The 16516-nt window shown below is 68.9% G+C and carries 21 protein-coding genes; 11 read left to right on the forward strand and 10 right to left on the reverse strand.

What is annotated here, in order from left to right:
- Window positions 1–17: 17 nt before the first annotated feature.
- Window positions 18–1151 carry a DNA polymerase IV gene (gene dinB / locus GGR43_RS01790; protein ID WP_188070214.1) on the forward strand — a complete coding sequence of 378 codons (1134 nt, stop codon included), beginning with the start codon at window positions 18–20 and terminating at the stop codon, window positions 1149–1151.
- Between the two features lie 164 nt (window positions 1152–1315).
- Here the strand turns inward: dinB and GGR43_RS01795 are convergent, their stop codons facing one another.
- Together GGR43_RS01795 and GGR43_RS01800 are read right to left on the reverse strand one after the other, a co-directional pair.
- Complete coding sequence (locus GGR43_RS01795; protein ID WP_188070215.1) at window positions 1316–2038, reverse strand: hypothetical protein; 723 nt, start codon at window positions 2036–2038, stop codon at window positions 1316–1318.
- Between the two features lie 322 nt (window positions 2039–2360).
- Window positions 2361–3125: a DUF1134 domain-containing protein gene (locus GGR43_RS01800; protein WP_188070216.1), complete on the reverse strand. Its 765-nt coding sequence runs from the start codon at window positions 3123–3125 to the stop codon at window positions 2361–2363.
- On the opposite strand from GGR43_RS01800, the gene GGR43_RS01805 reads away from it, so the two are divergent.
- A complete protein-coding gene (locus GGR43_RS01805; protein ID WP_188070367.1) occupies window positions 3067–3291 on the forward strand; it encodes a hypothetical protein in 225 nt (74 codons plus the stop codon). The two genes, GGR43_RS01800 and GGR43_RS01805, sit on opposite strands and share 59 nt — an antisense overlap.
- Before the next feature lie 126 nt (window positions 3292–3417).
- Here GGR43_RS01805 and GGR43_RS01810 read toward each other — a convergent pair whose 3' ends face one another.
- The 5 genes from GGR43_RS01810 to argH are packed head-to-tail and all read right to left on the reverse strand — an operon-like array spanning window position 3418 to window position 8097.
- Entirely contained in the window at window positions 3418–4374 is a 957-nt protein-coding gene (locus tag GGR43_RS01810) for a zinc transporter ZntB (RefSeq protein ID WP_188070217.1), read from the reverse strand.
- Entirely contained in the window at window positions 4371–5153 is a 783-nt protein-coding gene (locus GGR43_RS01815; protein ID WP_188070218.1) for a precorrin-2 dehydrogenase/sirohydrochlorin ferrochelatase family protein, read from the reverse strand. The genes GGR43_RS01810 and GGR43_RS01815 overlap by 4 nt, the downstream gene beginning before the upstream one ends.
- Before the next feature lie 5 nt (window positions 5154–5158).
- Window positions 5159–6421 (reverse strand): diaminopimelate decarboxylase, encoded by a 1263-nt coding sequence (gene lysA, locus GGR43_RS01820; protein ID WP_188070219.1) that lies wholly within the window; start codon window positions 6419–6421, stop codon window positions 5159–5161.
- A 33-nt stretch (window positions 6422–6454) separates the two neighbouring features.
- Entirely contained in the window at window positions 6455–6703 is a 249-nt protein-coding gene (locus GGR43_RS01825; protein ID WP_188070355.1) for a hypothetical protein, read from the reverse strand.
- Window positions 6703–8097 carry an argininosuccinate lyase gene (gene argH, locus GGR43_RS01830; RefSeq protein ID WP_188070356.1) on the reverse strand — a complete coding sequence of 465 codons (1395 nt, stop codon included), beginning with the start codon at window positions 8095–8097 and terminating at the stop codon, window positions 6703–6705. The genes GGR43_RS01825 and argH overlap by 1 nt, the downstream gene beginning before the upstream one ends.
- A 19-nt stretch (window positions 8098–8116) precedes the next feature.
- Here argH and GGR43_RS01835 point away from each other — a divergent pair, with 19 nt between their 5' ends.
- Entirely contained in the window at window positions 8117–8743 is a 627-nt protein-coding gene (locus GGR43_RS01835) for a TlpA family protein disulfide reductase (RefSeq protein ID WP_246343267.1), read from the forward strand.
- Between the two features lie 24 nt (window positions 8744–8767).
- Here GGR43_RS01835 and rarD read toward each other — a convergent pair whose 3' ends face one another.
- Complete coding sequence (rarD, locus tag GGR43_RS01840; RefSeq protein ID WP_188070221.1) at window positions 8768–9676, reverse strand: EamA family transporter RarD; 909 nt, start codon at window positions 9674–9676, stop codon at window positions 8768–8770.
- Between the two features lie 338 nt (window positions 9677–10014).
- On the opposite strand from rarD, the gene GGR43_RS01845 reads away from it, so the two are divergent.
- The 7 genes from GGR43_RS01845 (at window position 10015) to GGR43_RS01875 (ending at window position 14730) form a co-directional block, all read left to right on the forward strand.
- Window positions 10015–10773, forward strand: coding sequence for a hypothetical protein (locus GGR43_RS01845; RefSeq protein ID WP_188070222.1), 759 nt, complete (start codon window positions 10015–10017; stop codon window positions 10771–10773).
- 71 nt (window positions 10774–10844) lie between these two features.
- On the forward strand, window positions 10845–11222 hold the full coding sequence (gene crcB / locus GGR43_RS01850) for a fluoride efflux transporter CrcB (RefSeq protein WP_188070223.1): 378 nt from the start codon (window positions 10845–10847) through the stop codon (window positions 11220–11222).
- Window positions 11219–12574 carry an RluA family pseudouridine synthase gene (locus GGR43_RS01855; protein WP_188070224.1) on the forward strand — a complete coding sequence of 452 codons (1356 nt, stop codon included), beginning with the start codon at window positions 11219–11221 and terminating at the stop codon, window positions 12572–12574. The genes crcB and GGR43_RS01855 overlap by 4 nt, the downstream gene beginning before the upstream one ends.
- Entirely contained in the window at window positions 12571–13236 is a 666-nt protein-coding gene (locus GGR43_RS01860; protein WP_188070225.1) for an HAD-IA family hydrolase, read from the forward strand. The genes GGR43_RS01855 and GGR43_RS01860 overlap by 4 nt, the downstream gene beginning before the upstream one ends.
- Window positions 13233–13556: a hypothetical protein gene (locus tag GGR43_RS23465; protein ID WP_246343289.1), complete on the forward strand. Its 324-nt coding sequence runs from the start codon at window positions 13233–13235 to the stop codon at window positions 13554–13556. Before GGR43_RS01860 ends, GGR43_RS23465 begins: the two co-directional genes overlap by 4 nt.
- On the forward strand, window positions 13553–14257 hold the full coding sequence (locus GGR43_RS01870) for an ATP12 family chaperone protein (protein WP_188070226.1): 705 nt from the start codon (window positions 13553–13555) through the stop codon (window positions 14255–14257). Before GGR43_RS23465 ends, GGR43_RS01870 begins: the two co-directional genes overlap by 4 nt.
- 59 nt (window positions 14258–14316) lie before the next feature.
- Window positions 14317–14730: a DUF2147 domain-containing protein gene (locus GGR43_RS01875; protein ID WP_188070227.1), complete on the forward strand. Its 414-nt coding sequence runs from the start codon at window positions 14317–14319 to the stop codon at window positions 14728–14730.
- Window positions 14731–14855: 125 nt separating this feature from the next.
- Here GGR43_RS01875 and gmk read toward each other — a convergent pair whose 3' ends face one another.
- Window positions 14856–15524, reverse strand: coding sequence for a guanylate kinase (gene gmk / locus GGR43_RS01880; RefSeq protein WP_188070228.1), 669 nt, complete (start codon window positions 15522–15524; stop codon window positions 14856–14858).
- Window positions 15525–15578: 54 nt separating this feature from the next.
- Between gmk and GGR43_RS01885 the strand changes: the two genes are divergently transcribed.
- The gene (locus GGR43_RS01885; RefSeq protein ID WP_188070229.1) at window positions 15579–16154 is read left to right on the forward strand and encodes a DUF2585 domain-containing protein; all 576 of its coding nucleotides are present in this window, start codon (window positions 15579–15581) and stop codon (window positions 16152–16154) included.
- A 7-nt stretch (window positions 16155–16161) separates the two neighbouring features.
- Here GGR43_RS01885 and GGR43_RS01890 read toward each other — a convergent pair whose 3' ends face one another.
- Entirely contained in the window at window positions 16162–16497 is a 336-nt protein-coding gene (locus GGR43_RS01890; RefSeq protein WP_188070230.1) for a hypothetical protein, read from the reverse strand.
- Window positions 16498–16516 lie beyond the last annotated feature (19 nt).

Consider the following 16516-nt stretch of genomic DNA (forward strand, 5'->3'; position numbering starts at 1 on the left):
GGCGCTATAGAGGACGCATGGACTCTGACACGCTGGATTCCGACGCGCCCGCCGCCCCGCGCAAGATCATCCATATCGACATGGATGCCTTCTATGCGTCGGTCGAGCAGCGCGACAATCCCGAACTGCGCGGCAAGCCGCTCGCCGTGGGCGGCGCGGGCGTGCGCGGGGTGGTGGCGGCGGCCAGCTACGAGGCGCGGACCTTCGGCGTGCGCTCGGCCATGCCGGGCAGCAGGGCGCGGCGGCTCTGCCCCGACCTGATCTTCGTGCCGCCGCGCTTCGACGCCTATCGCGCGGTGTCGGAACAGATTCACGGCATCTTCCGCCGCTTCACCGACATCATCCAGCCGCTGTCGCTGGACGAGGCCTATCTCGACGTGACGCGCAACCGGCCGGGGATCGTGTCGGCCACCTATATCGCCGAGGAAATCCGCCGGATGATCCGCGAGGAAACCGGCCTCACCGCCTCGGCCGGGGTATCGTACAACAAGCTGCTGGCGAAGCTGGCTTCGGACCAGAACAAGCCCGACGGCCTGTGCGTCGTCCCACCGGAGGAAGGCCCGGCGTTCATCGCGAAGATGCCGGTGTCGCGCATTCACGGCATCGGCCCCGTCACCGCGCGGCGGATGAAGGAAATGGGGATAGAGACGGGCGCGGATCTGCGCGCACGCGACCTCGCCTTTCTCCAGCACCATTTCGGCAAGGCGGCGCGCTTCTATCATGGCGCGGCGCGCGGCATCGACGAGCGGCCGGTGGACGAGAACCGCATCCGCAAGTCGATCAGCGTCGAGGATACGTTCGAGACGGACCTGCGCGACCCGTCGGAGCTGGACGCCGCGCTGACCCCGATCATCGACCGGCTGTGGAAGCGGATGGAAAAGGCGGGGAGTTCCGGCCGCACCATCACGCTCAAGATCAAATATAATGACTTCGCGATCATCACCCGCTCGCTCAGCCTGCCCGGCCCCATCGCCGCGCGGGAGGTGCTGGAAACGAACGGGCGCGCGCTGCTCGCCCGCCAATGCCCGGTGCCCAGGGGCGTGCGGCTGCTGGGACTGGGCGTCCACAATCTGGCTGCGGAGGACAGCGACCGCCCCGCGCGCCCGGCGAAGAACGAGGCCGCCGCGCGGCAACTCAGCCTCGCATTATAGAAGGCTGGCGGTGGCGGCCGCGTTGCTGTCTCGTCATGCCAACGGAGACTGGCATCTGTGCAACATGGCCAGCGGCTTCAGCCTGCGCCGGGGCGACGGATGGGGAGAGGCGTCTGCTCCCGCCCCCGATCAGCCATTTCGTCAGCAGGGCTACCTGACAGCCCTTACCGCGCAGGCGCCTGGGCCGCAGCGGACGCGCCGCCCAGCACTTCGGCGGCGGGCTTGTTGACCGCGTCGACGCTGCCGTCGGCGAGCATCGTCTTCGACAGCGAGACGGCTTCCGCCTTCACCGCCGCATCCTCGCTGGTCTGGCTCGCGCCGATCAGCGCGGAAAGGAGGAGGTTGCGGTTGGCCGCATCGGGCTGCGCCGCGACGAGCGCGCGCGCGACCGTCAGCGCTTCGGCATAGAGCGAGGCCGCCCCGGCCTTGTCCTGCTTCGACAGCTTCACATTGGCGACCTGCGTGGCAACGCTGGCCAATATCTTCTTGTTCGCGCTTTCGGCGGGCTTCGCCTGCACCACGGTGCGCCAATGGGGGATGCTCTCCTCCAGCAGCGCGACGCCCTCGTCCGTCTTTTGCAGCGCGAGGTTCGCCGCCGCATTGGCGTAGAGGGCGTTGGCGAGGAAATTCACATTGTCGATATTGCCCGGCTGGGCCTTCACCACATCGCGGATCGCCGGAAGGGCGGCGGCATAGCGGGTGGCGGCGGTGGCGTTGTCATTGGCCTGCTGCGCCTGTTGCGCGGCGTTGAAATCGGTGACGGCCTGGTTGAAGGCGGCGATCTGCTCCTGCGTCAGCGCGGGGGCGGCGTCAGCCTGCGCGGAGGCCTGCGCGAGCGCGGGCGCGCTGATGGATACAAGAAAGGCTGTCAGCAAGGCTCGGTACATAAGGTCCTGTTCCTTCTCCGGCAATGCGGACGCGCGCCGGTAAAAGGGTGGACACACGACCGCTGGGTTGGGGAAATGGCGGAAAAGCGCCATCGGGCAAGCCTAATTCCCTGCCCCTGCCTGTCAACCCGCGCGCCGGAGCGGCCTCCGCGCCCGCCACGGGCCGGGGCGACGGCGCGGGACGCCCCGGAAAAAGGCGGATCATCGCGCCTTCCCGGCGCGCAATCGCAGCGCCTGCCCGCTGCCCAAGACGGGATACGCCGTGCCTAAACTCGGTCCGGATGAGCCGGGCGCAGGCTCTTTCCGCCCACGCCCGGCTGCATCAGAATGGCAATATCCGCGATTTCTCGGTGAATTTCATATAGCCCGCATTGATGCCAAGCCGCCAGCCGACGCCCAGCCGGATCGGGATCAGCACCACATTGCCGCGCCGCAAATAGGTCGCGGTGAAGCCGCCGACGATATAGGCCGTGCCCTCGACGGCGGGATAGCGCTTGAACAGGTCCTGCGAGTCATAAAGATTATAGACCAGCACGAACACCTTGGACGCATTGCCGCCGACATCGAAGCCGACCGACGGGCCGGTCCAGTAGACGTCGCGCGGCCCCTCGATCTTGTGGTTGAGCGTGCCCGATCCGTAGCGCAGGCCGACGATGAACGCGCCGGATGCCTCGCGCCCGGCGATATAGGCATTGGGCTCGCCCTGATCCTTCAATATCTTCTCGATGATGCCGGCCAGCCCTTCGGCGCCCTTGCCGAACACCCCTTCGGCCGCGCTCAGCACGTCGTCCTGCTGGTAGGAGGTGTTGGGATTGGGCGCCGCAGGCGCGGCCGTCGTCGCGGTGGGGGCGGCCGGATAGGCGGTCGAGGGCGTGCTGTAGGGATCGGGGGTGGAAGGGGCAGGCACCGGATCGACCGGCACGCTCGTCGTCCCGCCCTGCGGCGCGAGATCGGCGTCGATCGCCGTGTCCGGGTCCACCGTCCTGATCTGCGCGCCCGCCGGCGCCGCGCCCATGGAAAGGGCGGCCATGGCCATGATCGCCATGCCGCCCGTCCTGCCGATCCATCTGCCGAAAATCGCGATCATCCACCTGTCCTCAGTCACTTTGCCGACAGAGCGGTGGACGATTGGATTGAATCGTCCACCGCTCCGTAAATCCCTGTTTCCCGCATTCCGCGAGCCGTCGGCCGTTCCGGCCGACTTCGGAATGCTCCAGCCTAGCTATTCCCGTGCCAGGATGAAACAGCAATGAACGAACGGCGGCGCGAATCCTTTTTGCGGCGGGGCGCGGGGACGACGCTGACGGGAGAGGGGATTGGAGCAGACGTTCCTCCCCTTGGGGGAGGATTGCCGCAACCGACCCACCCCACCGCACGCGCTATTTCTGCAACCAGCGCGTCGCCTTGAACCAGACCGCCACCGCGCCGCCGGTCGCAAGGCAGAACAGCACCACGCCCCAGAAGGCCCAGGGGCGATGCGCGAAGGGGATGCCGTCGACGTTCATGCCAAGCAGGCCGGTGACGAAGGTCAGCGGCAGGAAGATCAGCGCGACCACGGCGAGGACCAGCGCCTGCCGGTTCATATGCTCGGCGCGCAGGTCGGTCAGCGCCTCGTGCACCAGCGCAGCGCGTTCCCGCACCGCCTCCAGTTCCTCGACCATGCGGGCGCAGCGGTCCGCCGCTTCCTGCAAATGCATGCGATCGTCCGGCTCCACCCAGCTTTCCTGCAAGGTCATCAGCCGTTCGAGCGCCTGCCGCTGCGGCGCGAGGAAGCGGCGATAGGCGATGGCGGTGGTGCGCAGTTCGGCGACGCGATAGCGCTCGCCGGTCTTGCCCTCGTCCAGCACGCTGCATTCGATGCTGTCGAGCGCGTCGCCCAGATCGGCGATTTCCGGGTCCAGCGCCTCGGTGATCTCGATCGCGGTGGCGGAAATCAGGTCGCCGGGGTCGGCGAACCGGCCGGACAGCATCTGCTCGACCAGCCGGTCGAAAATGCCGAGGCCGCGGTAAGACAGGCTGATCGCCAGCCGGCTCTGCGCCCAGATGCGGATCGACACCAGCGGATCGCCGTCGATCGCGGACGGATCGCCGAGGCCGCGCATGTTGACCAGCGCGCCATGGCCGAAGGAGGCGCAGCGCGGGCGGGTTTCCTGCGCCTTCAGCGCCGCCAGCACCGGCGCGGGAATATGCGCGACCTGCGCGAGCAGGCCATCCACATCGTCGGCCGCGCCATCGAGGTGCAGCCAGACGAAATTGGCGATCTGCGCGACATCGGCGAAGTCGCGCGCGTCCCGCTCCCGCACCACATCGCCGACGCGGACGAAGAGGCGGCTCATGCGCGGCGGCCCTTGTGCAGCCACAGCGCCAGCCCCGGCCCCGCCCAGTCCGGCGCGCCGTCGCGCACCTCCCGCGCTGCGTCGGCGCGGGCGCGGTCGAGGATCGCGGGCGCGACATCGGCGGCATGGAATATATGGTCGGCCTGCCCCAGCAGCCGCGCGGCGCGCAGCGTCAGCTCGTCGGGGTCGTCGCAGAGCAGCGCGACCTCCTCCAGCCGCGCCGGCGCATCCTCGCCTGCCTGCCCGGCCAGCCAGCGCTCCACTCCGGCCGCATCGCCGCGGCCGAGCGGATCGAGCACGCCCCCTTCGGCCAGCGCCGCGTCGATCGCGCGCCGCCGCGCCGCCGCATCGGGCCAGCGTTCGCGCATGGCTCCGCGCGCCTTGCCCAGCGACGCCGCCAGCCCGCCCAGCACCGCGGGCAGCAGCGCCTCCAGCCGCTGCCGCAGCGCCTTGGCGAGGCCCGCCGACGCGCCGCCGGTGCCGATGGCGATCAGCACCGGATCGCGGTCCACTATCGCAGGCAAGGTGAAATCGCACAGCGCCGGGCGGTCCACCGCATTGACCAGCACACCGCGCGCCTTCAACCGGGCGATGGCGGCCCGCGCCTCGTCTTCATCCTCCAGCGCGACGATGGCGAGCACGGCATCCGCGCCCTCCTCGCCGCGCACATCGGCGCCCGCGCGGTCGAGCAGGCGGCGCTTGGCGCGCGCGGCCTCGCCATCGCCGAGCAGGATGACCGGCCGCCCCATGAGGTTCACGAAAAGCGGCAGGCTGTGCATCGCGGTCAGTCCTGAAGAAAATCCGGCACGCGCTCGGCGGCGATGATCGAGGCCGGCTCGATGCGGTCCGCCACCACGGCGAAGCGGTCGCCGTCGACCATCACCTCCGGCACCAGCGGACGGCTGTTATAGGTGCTCGCCATCGTCGCGCCATAGGCGCCCGCGGTGCGGAAGATGCCGAGATCGCCGGAACGCACCACGTCGATGGTGCGGTTCATCGCGAAGGTATCCCCGGTCTCGCACACCGGCCCGGCGATATGGGCGACGATCTTCTCGCCGCTGGGCCGCACCGCCTCGAAATCGTGCCAGGCGTCGTACATGGCCGGGCGGGCGAGGTCGTTCATCGCCGCATCGACGATGACATAAGGATGGGTCACGCCCGGCTTCACCCAGATCACGCGGGTCAGCAGCACGCCCGCATTACCGACGATCACCCGGCCCGGCTCGAACATCAGCGTCACGTCCCAGCCCTGCGTGACGCGCTCGACCATCCTGCCATAGTCGGCGGGGGACGGCGGCACCTTGTCGCGCTCATAGGGCACGCCGAGCCCGCCGCCGAGGTCCACCCGGTCGATGCCATGGCCCTCGCCGCGCAGCTCGCGCACCAGCTCGCCGATGCGGGCATAGGCCGCCTCCAGCGGGCCGAGGTCGAACAGCTGGCTGCCGATGTGCAGCGCGACGCCGCGCAGGTTGAGGCCGGGGCGGCCCGACAGCCGCGCGAAGATCGCCTTCGCCTCGCTGATCGGCACGCCGAACTTGTTCTCCGACTTGCCGGTCGAAATCTTCGCATGGGTGCCCGCATCGACATTCGGGTTGACGCGCAGCACCGCCGAGGCGGTCTTGCCTGCCGCATGGGCGAGGTCGGCCAGCACCGCACCTTCCTCCTCCAGCTCCAGATTGAACTGGCCGATGCCCATGTCGAGGCCATATTGCAGTTCGGCCCGCGTCTTGCCGACGCCGGAAAAGACGATGTCCTCCGCCTTCATCCCCGCCGCCAGCGCACGGGCGATCTCTCCGCCCGACACCACGTCCGCGCCGAAGCCCTGGCGGGCCAGCACCTTCAGCACCGCGAGATTGGGGTTCGCCTTGATCGCGAAGGCGATATGCTTGCGCGGCAGGCCGGACAACGCCTCGCGGAACACCTGCGCATGACGCTCCAGCGTCGCGCGGGAATAGATGTAGACGGGCGTGCCGACCGCCTCGGCGATCGCCGTCAGCGGCACATTCTCGGCGTGCAGCACGCCGTCGCGATAGGTGAAATGGTCCATGGGCGGGTCGTATATCCGATAATCAGGCAAAATTCAGGAAGGCGGCAGGTCGAACGGATCGTCCGGGCGTTCCTGCGACTGTTTGAGCGGCTCGGCGCTGCGGTCGGGACGGGCCTGCATGTCGTGCTCCATCATCTCCGCCGGGGTGGCGGCCCGGTCCGCGCCATAGGCGACCGGCGCCGGATCCATGCCCGGCTTCGCCTTCAGCGCCTTGCGCGACCCGCAGGCCGACAGCGCCAGCACCGCGCAGGCCAGCAGCAGCGCATGGCCGGGCTTCCTCATCACGTCCGCTCTCCCGCCAGTTCCGCCTTCGAAAGCTCCGTCCGGGCCTGGGCGATGCGCGCGCGCACCTGCGCGGGCGCGGTGCCGCCATGGCTCATCCGGCTCGCCACCGACGCATCGACCGTCAGCACATCATAAATGCCCTGATGGATACGCGCGTCGATGCCCTGAAGTTCCTCCAGCGGCAGATCGGCCAGCTGAACGCCCCTGTCCTCGGCCAGCTTCACCGCGCGACCGGTGATATGATGCGCCTCGCGGAACGGCACGTCGGCCTCCCGCACCAGCCAGTCGGCGAGGTCGGTCGCGGTGGCGAAGCCGCTTTCGGCGAGCGCGCGCATCCGGTCGGTGCGGAAGGTCACCGTCTCCACCATGCCGGTCATCGCCGCGATGGAAAGGCCGAGCAGGTCGTGCGCCTCGAACACCGGCGGCTTGTCGTCCTGCATGTCCTTGGAATAGGCGAGCGGCAAGCCCTTCATCGTGACGCAGAGCGCCGTCATGCAGCCCATGATGCGCCCGGCATGGCCGCGCACCAGCTCGGCGGCGTCGGGGTTGCGCTTCTGCGGCATGATCGAGCTGCCGGTCGAATAGGCGTCGGGCAGCTTGACGAAACCGAAAGGCTGGCTCGCCCAGATGATGAATTCCTCCGCGAGGCGCGAGAGGTGGAGCGAGCATTGCGTCGCCGCCATCAGATAATCGAGCGCGAAGTCGCGGTCGGACACCGAATCGAGGCTGTTGTCGGTCGGCCCGTCGAAACCGAGCGCCGCCGCCGTCATGAAGCGATCGGTCGGGAAGCCCGTCCCGGCGAGCGCCGCCGCGCCCAGCGGCGACCTGTTGAGCCGCGCCCGTGCATCGGCGAAGCGCGAACGGTCGCGTTTCAGCATCTCATAATAGGCCATCAGATGATGACCGAGCGTCACCGGCTGCGCGCTCTGGAGATGGGTGAAGCCCGGCATCACGCTGTCGGCGTGGCTCTCGGCGCGGGCGACCAGCGCCGCCTGCAATGCGGCGAGGCCCGCCTGCACCTCGTCGATCGCGTCGCGCACCCAGAGCTTGAAATCGGTCGCGACCTGATCGTTGCGGCTGCGCGCGGTGTGCAGGCGGCCCGCCGCCGGTCCGATCAGCTCAGCCAGCCGCGACTCGGTGACCATGTGGATATCCTCAAGGTCCATGTTCACCGGAACGCCGTTCGCCTCATATTCGGCGGCGACGCGATTGAGCCCCTCGGTGATCGCCTGCGCGTCCTCGCCGCTGACGATCCCCCGCGCGGCGAGCATCGCGACATGCGCCTTCGACCCGGCGATATCCTGCTTCCACAGCCGCTTGTCGAAGGGGATGGACGCGTTTATCTCCCGCATCACAGAGGCCGGGCCTTCCGCGAAGCGCCCGCCCCACATGCTGTTGGAGCCTGCCGTCATGTCCTGTTCGTCCCGGTCGCTAATCTCTCTGCTCCTGCTGGGGGTCGCTCTGGCCGCCTGCGATAAGCAATCCGCGCCGTCCGGGCAAGATAATGCGGCAACATCGGGCGAAGTTACACCCGGCGAGGTCGCCCCGTCCGCGCCCGGCGGCAAGGCGCCCGCCCCCACTCCGGCCTATGTCATCGACCGTGGCAAGGCGGGGACGGCGCTGCCGGATTTCACATTCCGCGACGACAAGGGCAAGGACGTGACGCTGGAGGCGTTCGAGGGCAAGCCGATCCTCGTCAACCTCTGGGCGACCTGGTGCGCGCCCTGCGTCGCGGAGATGCCGCAGCTCGACAGGATCGCGGGCGCCCATGCGAAGGCCGGGTTGCAGGTGCTCACCATCTCGCAGGACATGACCGGCGCGGACAAGGTGCTGCCCTTCTTCGCGGCCAAGGGGTTCCGGCATATCCGCCCGTGGCTGGACCCGGAAAACCGCTTCGCCTTCCATTATGCGACCGGCCTGCTGCCCACCAGCGTGCTCTATGACGCGCAGGGCAGGGAAGTGGCGCGGGTGACCGGCGCGCTCGACTGGGAGGGGGAAGAGGCGCGCGCGCTGATCGAGGAGGCGATAGCGGGCTGAGGCGCGGGCCGGGGCGCGGCTTCCCTATTCGATCGCGCGCGCGGCGGCCTGTCCGCGCAGATGCTTCAGCGCGTCGTGGGTGAAGATCGCAAGGCCGATCCAGATCAGCAGGAAGCTGAGCAGCTTCGCCATGCCCAGCGGCTCGTCATAGATCAGCCAGCCGATGAGGAACTGGATCGAGGGCGCCAGATATTGCAGCACCCCCAGCGTCGCCATCGACAGCCGCCGCGCCGCCTGCGCGAACAGCAGCAGCGGCACCGAGGACACCACGCCCACCAGCATCACCAGCACGGTCGACTGGGTGGCGCGGCCGAAATCCATCCCCCCATGCGCGGCCAGCCACAGCAGATAGGCCAGCGCGAACGGCAGCAGCAGCACCGTCTCGATCGTCAGCCCCGGCAGCGAGGCGACCGGCGCCATCTTGCGGATCAGCCCGTAGAAGCCGAAGGACACCGCCAGCATCACGCTGATCCACAGCGTATCGAGCGCGGAAAAGGCGAGGATGACGACGCCCGCCAGCGCAAAGCCGATCGCCGCCATCTGCCGGGGCCGCAGCCTTTCCTTGAGCACGACCACGCCCAGCGCGACATTGACCAGCGGGTTGAGGAAATAGCCGAGGCTGGCGGCGAGGATATGGCCATGGGCGATGGCCGCGACATAGACCAGCCAGTTGATACCGATCAGCAGCGAGGATCCGGCGAGCGCGAGGAGCAGCAGCCGGTTGCCCATCTGCCCCGCTATATCGGCCAGTTCCCGCCGCGCGAGCGCGAGGAGCAGCAGGAACAACAGCGACCAGCAGACGCGCTGCGCGACGATCTCCACCGGGGAGATATCGGGGATCGCCTTGAAATAGACCGGCAATATGCCCCAGATGAAATAGCAGAAGATGGCCAGCACATAGCCCCGGTGGCTCTCGGCGTCATGGTCGCTCATATCCGCGCCCTTGGGGAAAGGGAGAGGCCGATGCAACCCCTAATGCCCGCCGCGTACCCCGCGATGCGATGAACAGAGCGGCGTCATGCCGGCACGGGCCCCAAGCCTGTCCCCCAACGCAGGCTGGCATGACGATATTGGGGAGCGCGGACCTTCTCCTGATCTCCGTTGGGTCAGGGCGGATCTCAGGTCAGGTAGAAGTCCTACCCCATTCAGCAAGCCACAGGTCCGCTACCGATATAAACGCCAAATTTACGCTCCCCTGTCAGGGACGGCTCTGATAGCAATGCTGGCATTGATAGCAGTATCGCATCCGCCAACGCCTGCCGGGAAACGCCATGCCCACAGCCTCCTTCCACCGCTCTCTCCTGCCCGGCCTGCTCGCCATGATGCTGGCGTCCTGCGGCGGGGATGCGGACAAGGATGCTCCGCTCGCCACGCTCGATGCCCCGCTCACCCGCAACGCCGCCGACCCGGCGCTGCGCGAGGCGCTGGAGACGCCGCTGGCATCCGACCCCGATTTGACCGGCGAGATGAATCGCGATGCGGTGCGCCCGCCCGACCGGCCGCTCAACGGCGCGCTGCCCCTGCTTTCCCCCGCGCAGGCGAAGGAGGAAGCGCTGCGCCTCGCGGGCGGCAGGCTGATATCCGCCCCGGCGGCCACGAAGAGCATCGCTTCGACCGGCACCGTGCCCGCGACGCTCGCCGGTCTGGCGCGGCAGACGCTGGCTAGCCGGGGGGAGCGCTGCGACAGCGGGCGGGAAAGCCACGACATGGACTGGGCCGGGCGCCTGCCCCCGGTGCTGCCCGTCTACCCCGGCGCGCATGTGACGGAGGCGGCGGGCGCCGACGACCCCGCCCCCTGCGCCTTCCGCGCGGCCAGCTTCACCACCGGCGCACCGGTGGGCGAGGTGATGGATTTCTACGCCACCATGGCGAAGCGCGGCGGCTATTCGGTCGAGCATGTCGAGCATAATGGCGCGCAGGTGCTGGACGGCGCGAAGGGCAGGAACGGCGCCGCCTATCAGCTGCGCGTGCAGGACGCGCCGGGCGGCGGCAGCTTGGTGGACCTGATCGCGACCGGCCGGGACGGCTGACGGGCAGCAAAACGGCGCGCTTCCGCAGCGCCGGGCTTGCCCTTGCCCGTATTGCGGCCTAGGGCTTGCCCATGAACAGCCTTCTCGTCATGCTCGGTGGAGCGATCGGCACGCTGGCCCGGTACCAGTTCGGGCGGCTCTGCGGCCATATGTTCGGCACCGCCTTTCCCTATGGCACGCTGGGCGTCAACATCATCGGCGGCTTCCTGATGGGCGCGCTCGCCGGATGGCTGGCGCGCTTCGGCGGCGGCGGGGAGCAGCTTCGCCTGCTGATCGGCGTCGGCGTGCTGGGCGGGTTCACCACCTTTTCCGCCTACAGCCTTGAGATCGTGCTGATGATGGAGCGAGGGCAGGCGCTGCTGGCCGCCTTCTATGCCGTGCTTTCGGTGGCGGCGGCGGTCGCGGCACTGCTGGCCGGGCTGATGCTGATGCGGAGCGTCGCCGCATGAACCGCCGTCCGCCCCGCCCGGCCTCCGGCCAGCGCAAGCGCGCGCCCGGCGCGCCGGTGGACCGCAAGCGCGCCGCCCCTCGCCAGGACCGGGCGAAGAAGGCCGCCAGCGCGCCTTCGACCGGTCCGGCGGCGAAAGCGCCGCCCGCCAAAACGCCAGCCAAAACGCCAGCCAAAACGAAGGTCACGCCGCCCGCCACCGCCGCGCTTACCGTCACCGTGCGCGCCGACGATGACGGCATCCGCCTCGACCGCTGGTTCAAGCGGCACATGCCGGACGTCAGCTTCGCCACCGTGTCGCGCTGGGCGCGCACCGGCCAGTTGCGCGTCGACGGTGCGCGGGCGACGCCGGGCGACCGGATCGCGGAAGGCCAGTCGATCCGCGTGCCCCCGAACCAGCCCGACGAGGCCGCGCCCGCCCGCGCCGCCCGCCCGGCCCGGCGCGAGCTGTCCGACGAGGAGATGGAGTTCGCGCAGAGCCTCGTCCTCCACAAGGACGATCAGGCGATCGTCATCAACAAGCCGCCCGGCCTCGCGACCCAGGGCGGCACCAAGACCGACAATCATGTCGACGGCCTGCTCGACGCGCTGATGTTCGAGCGCGACGACCGCCCGAAGCTGGTCCACCGGCTCGACAAGGACACGTCCGGCGCGTTGCTGCTCGCCCGCACCGCGCGCGCGGCGGCGTTCTTCGCCAAGAGCTTTTCCAGCCGCACCGCGCGCAAGGTCTATTGGGCGCTGGTGATGGGCGTGCCGAGCATCGAGGACGGAGTGATCGACCTGCCGCTCGCCAAGCAGCCGGGCACCGGCGGCGAGAAGATGCATGTCGACGAGGAAGAGGGCCTGCCCTCCCGCACCCGCTATCGCGTGATCGAGCGGGCGGGCAACCGCGCCTGCTGGCTGGAGCTGCAACCCCATACCGGGCGCACCCACCAGATCCGCGTGCATCTGGCCGCCATCGGCCATCCGATCGTCGGCGACGGCAAATATGGTGGCAAGGACGCGTTCCTTTCCGGCACGATCAGCCGCAAGATGCACCTGCACGCCCGCCGCATCCGCATCGACCATCCCGATGGCGGGCGGGTGGACGTGCGCGCCGACCTGCCCCGCCATTTCGCCGAGAGCCTCGCCGATCTGGGCTTCGACCTCCATGCGGGCGACCTGCCGCTCGACGAGGAGATCGACACCGGCCCCACCCGCGAGGATGAGAAGAAGGCCGCGCGCCAGCACGCCAAGACGCTGCGCAAGGAACGGCGCGGCGAGCGGCGCAGCCGGGGCCGCGGCGATGCCGGACCCGCAAGGAAGCCGCGCTCCGGCGGTGGGGGCGGCAAGGGGAAGCCCGGCCGCAAATGAGCGGGTGGAACCGCCTCGCGCTGTTCGATTGCGACGGCACGCTGGTCGACAGCCAGCATTCGATCGTCGAGGCGATGCGCCGCGCGTTCGAGGGCGCGAAGCTCGCCCCGCCGGATCGCGCCGCCATCCTCGCGATCGTCGGCCTGTCGCTGCCCCATGCGATGGCGCGGCTGCTCCCCGGCACGGATGCCGATTATCACGAGCATATGGCCGAGCGGTACAAGGCCGCCTTCCGTGCGATGCGGCAGGAGGCATGCGTCGCCGAACCGCTTTATGAAGGGATAGCGGACCTCATCGCCGCGCTGGACGCCGACGGCTGGATGCTGGGCGTCGCCACCGGCAAGTCGGATCGCGGGCTTCAGCTCTGCCTCGCCACCCATGGGCTGACCGGCCGCTTCGTCACGCTCCAGACCGCCGACCGCCATCCGAGCAAGCCCCATCCGTCGATGGCGTTGCAGGCGATGGCCGATGCGGGCGCGGCGCCGGAAACCACGGTGATGATAGGCGACACCAGCTACGACATGGAAATGGCGGTCAATGCGGGCCTGCGCGGCATCGGCGTGCCCTGGGGCTATCACCGGCCCGAAGAGCTGATTGCGGCGGGCGCCCATGCGGTCGCGATGGACATGGACGATCTGGCGCGCCATATCGCGGCATCATGACCGAACCGCATACTCCCCCCGAAACAGGCCCCGAAGCAGGCCCCGAAACAGGCGCCGAAACCCTCGCGCCGATGGACCCGGAGGCCGAAAAGGCCGCCCGCGCCAAGGCCGCGAAGCAGCGCTTCTTCGCCCTGTCGCTCTTTCGCCTGTCGGGCATCGCGATATTGGCCGTCGCCTATCTGATCATCCTCGGCCAGTTCGATTTCGTCAGCGGGCAGAAGGCCAAGACGCTGGGCGCGATCATCGCCGCCATCGGCCTTGTCCAGACGATCGTCGTGCCGCGCCTGCTGGCGAGCATCTGGCGGACGCCGCGCCCGTGAAGCGCTTTTACGCCGAGGCCACGGTCGGGCAGCGGGACGAGGGCGGCTTCGGCATCCTGCTCGACGGACGGCCGGTGCGCACCCCGGCGCGCGCCGTCCTCGCACTGCCCAATGCCGCGCTGGCCGAGGCGGTCGCGCGCGAATGGGCGGAACAGGGCGAGGAGATCGACCCGGCCTCGATGGCGCTGACCGGCCTCGCCAATGCGGCGATAGACCAGATCGCGCCCGATCCCGCCGCCTTCGCGGCGACCGTCTCCGTCTATAGCGAAAGCGATCTGCTCTGCTATCGCGCTGATGGCCCGGCCGAGCTGGTCGAGCGGCAGGCGGCGCAATGGCAGCCGCTGCTCGACTGGGCGGCCGTGCGCTATGAGGTGACCTTCGCGGTGACGCAGGGCGTGCTGCACGTCGCCCAGCCGGAGGCGACGCTAGCGCGGCTGCGCGCGGTCACCGCCGCCCACCCGCCCTTCCTGCTCGCGCCGCTGTCGCCGCTGGTCGGCATCCCCGGATCGCTGGTGATCGGCCTCGCCGCCGCCGAAGCCGCGTTCGACCTGTCCCTATTGTGGCAGGCGGCGGAGCTGGACGAGCTGTGGCAGGCCGAGCAGTGGGGCGACGATGACGAGGCGCTGGTCCGCCGCGCGCGCCGTCACCGGGATTTCACCAACGCCGCCCGTTTCGCCGCGCTGGTTCGCGAGGAAGCCTGACAGGGCGCGGACGGGCGGCTATGGTCGGCCCGCGAAGATTCCCCGGCAGGAGGCGATCGATGAAAAGGCCCATTCTTTCCGCGCTGGCGCTGTCGACGGCATGCGCGGCGGCCATCCCGGCCGGAGCGGCGGATCACCGCTCCTTCGGCACATGGCGCAACCCGAAGAACAGCGTCCATGTGCGCGCGCAACCGTGCGGCAAGACCATGTGCGGGGTCGTCGTCTGGGCCAGCGACAAGGCGAAGGCCGATGCCGCCAGGGGCAGCGACGCGCCGCTGGTCGGCTCCACCCTGTTCCGCGATTTCCGGCAGGAACGGCCGGAGGTATGGCGCGGCAAGGTCTATGTGCCCGATATCGGCAAGACCTTTTCTGGCACGATCAGCGTGAAGGACGCCAATCATCTGGAGGGCAAGGGCTGCCTCGTCGGCCGGGTCGGCTGCAAGTCGCAGATATGGACCCGAATCGGCGGCTAGAGCATTTTCAAGTCCGGTGAACCACCTGACGGTTCGGAAACGAAGTTCAGCGTAGCTAAAATGCGGAAAACAAAAGACAATCAGAGCATGATCCGCTTCAGTTGAAGAGGATCATGCTCTGAGTCCTATTCCAGCCCCTCGGCGCGTTTCTGGAGGCCGCGGATGAAGCCGATCAGGCCGGTCTGGCGGCTGCGCTTCAGCCGTTCGGCGCGCAGGATCGAATGCACCTGCTCGAAGCAGGCCTGCGCATCGTCGTTGACCAGCACATAATCATAGCCGTCCCAGTGCGAAATCTCGTTCGCGGCGCGGCTCATGCGCCCGGCGATCACTTCCTCGCTGTCGGTGCCCCGCGCGCGCAGGCGGCGTTCCAGCTCGGCGATGGACGGCGGCAGGATGAATACCCGCACCACGTCGCCCCCGGCGATCTGGTACAGCTGCTGCGCGCCCTGCCAGTCGATGTCGAACAGCACGTCGCACCCGGCCTTCAGCATCTCCTCCACCGGCGCGCGCGGCGTGCCGTAGCGGTTGTCGAACACATGCGCCCATTCGAGAAATTCGTTGTTCGCGGTCATCTCGCGGAATTTGGCGAGGTCGACGAAATGATAGTCGCGCCCGTCCACCTCGCCGGGCCGGATCGGCCGGGTCGTCGCGGAAACCGACATGCGCAGGCCCGGATCCTCGGCCAGCAGCATGCGCGAAATGGTGGACTTGCCCGCGCCCGAAGGCGAGGACAGCACGAAAAGCAGGCCCCGGCGCCGGAAGCCGTGCGGATCATTCTGGTTGGATGCAGCCATGCCTGCTAGTGACGCGGACGAAAACGAACGTCAATATCCCAGTGAGCCGAAACCATGGCCCGATTCACAAAGAGCCGCCGGCGCGCCGCCCTCCTGATCGTCTTCCTGCTGCTCGGCACGGCGACGCTGTTGCTCGCGATGGGCCGCCCGCCGATCTGCACCTGCGACACGGTGAAGCTGTGGGAAGGCGCGGTCAATTCGGCGGGCAACAGCCAGCATCTGGCCGACTGGTACAGCTTCAGCCACATCATCCACGGCTTCCTCTTCTACGCGCTGACATGGCTGTTGCTGCGGCAATGGCTGCGCGTCGAAAGCCGCCTCGCGGTCGCGGTGTTGATCGAGGCGGCGTGGGAGATCCTCGAAAATTCGCCGATCATCATCGACCGCTACCGCACCGCGACGATCGCGCTGGGCTATACCGGCGATTCGGTGCTCAACTCGCTGAGCGACATCGGCATGATGATGCTGGGCTTCGCCTTCGCCGCGCGGATGCCGGTGAGGCTGACGGTGGCGCTCGCGATCGCGATGGAGCTGTTCACGCTGCTGATGATCCGCGACAATCTGACGCTCAACGTGCTGATGCTGAGCTGGCCGGTGGAGGCGGTGCGCCACTGGCAATCGGCGCTGTAGCCTGCGGTCAGCTCCGTCCGCTGTTGCCCTGGCCGCTTCCCGTGGTCGGCGGCGTCACCGGAACGGACTGGGCCGAGGCGGGCGGCGGCGCGGGCTCGGCCGGCTGCGCGGGCGCGGGCCCGACCCGCTTCGCATCGCGGGCGGCCTTGTCGAACGCGCGTTCCTGGCCGCGCTTGTAGAGCTTGTGGCCCAGCCATGCCCCGCCGATCACCAGCGCGCCGACCGGCGAGCGCCGCGCCACGCGGCTGATCACCAGTCCGGTCGCGGCGCCCAGCAGGCCCGATTTCCCGGACGTCTCGGCGACCCGCGCGCCGACAAACCCCGCAAAGACTTTTCCCAACATGGCGGCATGGCTCCGTTTT

It is taken from the genome of Sphingobium jiangsuense (assembly GCF_014196495.1).
In the GTDB taxonomy this organism is placed as follows: domain Bacteria; phylum Pseudomonadota; class Alphaproteobacteria; order Sphingomonadales; family Sphingomonadaceae; genus Sphingobium; species Sphingobium jiangsuense.

Excerpts from the sequence above, each read along its gene's own strand:
- dinB (WP_188070214.1), top strand. The coding sequence starts at position 18 with ATGGACTCTGACACGCTGGATTCCGACGCGCCCGCCGCCCCGCGCAAG.
- GGR43_RS01795 (WP_188070215.1), bottom strand. The coding sequence starts at position 2,038 with ATGTACCGAGCCTTGCTGACAGCCTTTCTTGTATCCATCAGCGCGCCC.
- GGR43_RS01805 (WP_188070367.1), top strand. The coding sequence starts at position 3,067 with ATGGCCATGATCGCCATGCCGCCCGTCCTGCCGATCCATCTGCCGAAA.
- GGR43_RS01800 (WP_188070216.1), bottom strand. The coding sequence starts at position 3,125 with ATGATCGCGATTTTCGGCAGATGGATCGGCAGGACGGGCGGCATGGCG.
- GGR43_RS01810 (WP_188070217.1), bottom strand. The coding sequence starts at position 4,374 with ATGAGCCGCCTCTTCGTCCGCGTCGGCGATGTGGTGCGGGAGCGGGAC.
- GGR43_RS01815 (WP_188070218.1), bottom strand. The coding sequence starts at position 5,153 with ATGCACAGCCTGCCGCTTTTCGTGAACCTCATGGGGCGGCCGGTCATC.
- lysA (WP_188070219.1), bottom strand. The coding sequence starts at position 6,421 with ATGGACCATTTCACCTATCGCGACGGCGTGCTGCACGCCGAGAATGTG.
- GGR43_RS01825 (WP_188070355.1), bottom strand. The coding sequence starts at position 6,703 with ATGAGGAAGCCCGGCCATGCGCTGCTGCTGGCCTGCGCGGTGCTGGCG.
- argH (WP_188070356.1), bottom strand. The coding sequence starts at position 8,097 with ATGTGGGGCGGGCGCTTCGCGGAAGGCCCGGCCTCTGTGATGCGGGAG.
- GGR43_RS01835 (WP_246343267.1), top strand. The coding sequence starts at position 8,117 with ATGTCCTGTTCGTCCCGGTCGCTAATCTCTCTGCTCCTGCTGGGGGTC.
- rarD (WP_188070221.1), bottom strand. The coding sequence starts at position 9,676 with ATGAGCGACCATGACGCCGAGAGCCACCGGGGCTATGTGCTGGCCATC.
- GGR43_RS01845 (WP_188070222.1), top strand. The coding sequence starts at position 10,015 with ATGCCCACAGCCTCCTTCCACCGCTCTCTCCTGCCCGGCCTGCTCGCC.
- crcB (WP_188070223.1), top strand. The coding sequence starts at position 10,845 with ATGAACAGCCTTCTCGTCATGCTCGGTGGAGCGATCGGCACGCTGGCC.
- GGR43_RS01855 (WP_188070224.1), top strand. The coding sequence starts at position 11,219 with ATGAACCGCCGTCCGCCCCGCCCGGCCTCCGGCCAGCGCAAGCGCGCG.
- GGR43_RS01860 (WP_188070225.1), top strand. The coding sequence starts at position 12,571 with ATGAGCGGGTGGAACCGCCTCGCGCTGTTCGATTGCGACGGCACGCTG.
- GGR43_RS23465 (WP_246343289.1), top strand. The coding sequence starts at position 13,233 with ATGACCGAACCGCATACTCCCCCCGAAACAGGCCCCGAAGCAGGCCCC.
- GGR43_RS01875 (WP_188070227.1), top strand. The coding sequence starts at position 14,317 with ATGAAAAGGCCCATTCTTTCCGCGCTGGCGCTGTCGACGGCATGCGCG.
- gmk (WP_188070228.1), bottom strand. The coding sequence starts at position 15,524 with ATGGCTGCATCCAACCAGAATGATCCGCACGGCTTCCGGCGCCGGGGC.
- GGR43_RS01885 (WP_188070229.1), top strand. The coding sequence starts at position 15,579 with ATGGCCCGATTCACAAAGAGCCGCCGGCGCGCCGCCCTCCTGATCGTC.
- GGR43_RS01890 (WP_188070230.1), bottom strand. The coding sequence starts at position 16,497 with ATGTTGGGAAAAGTCTTTGCGGGGTTTGTCGGCGCGCGGGTCGCCGAG.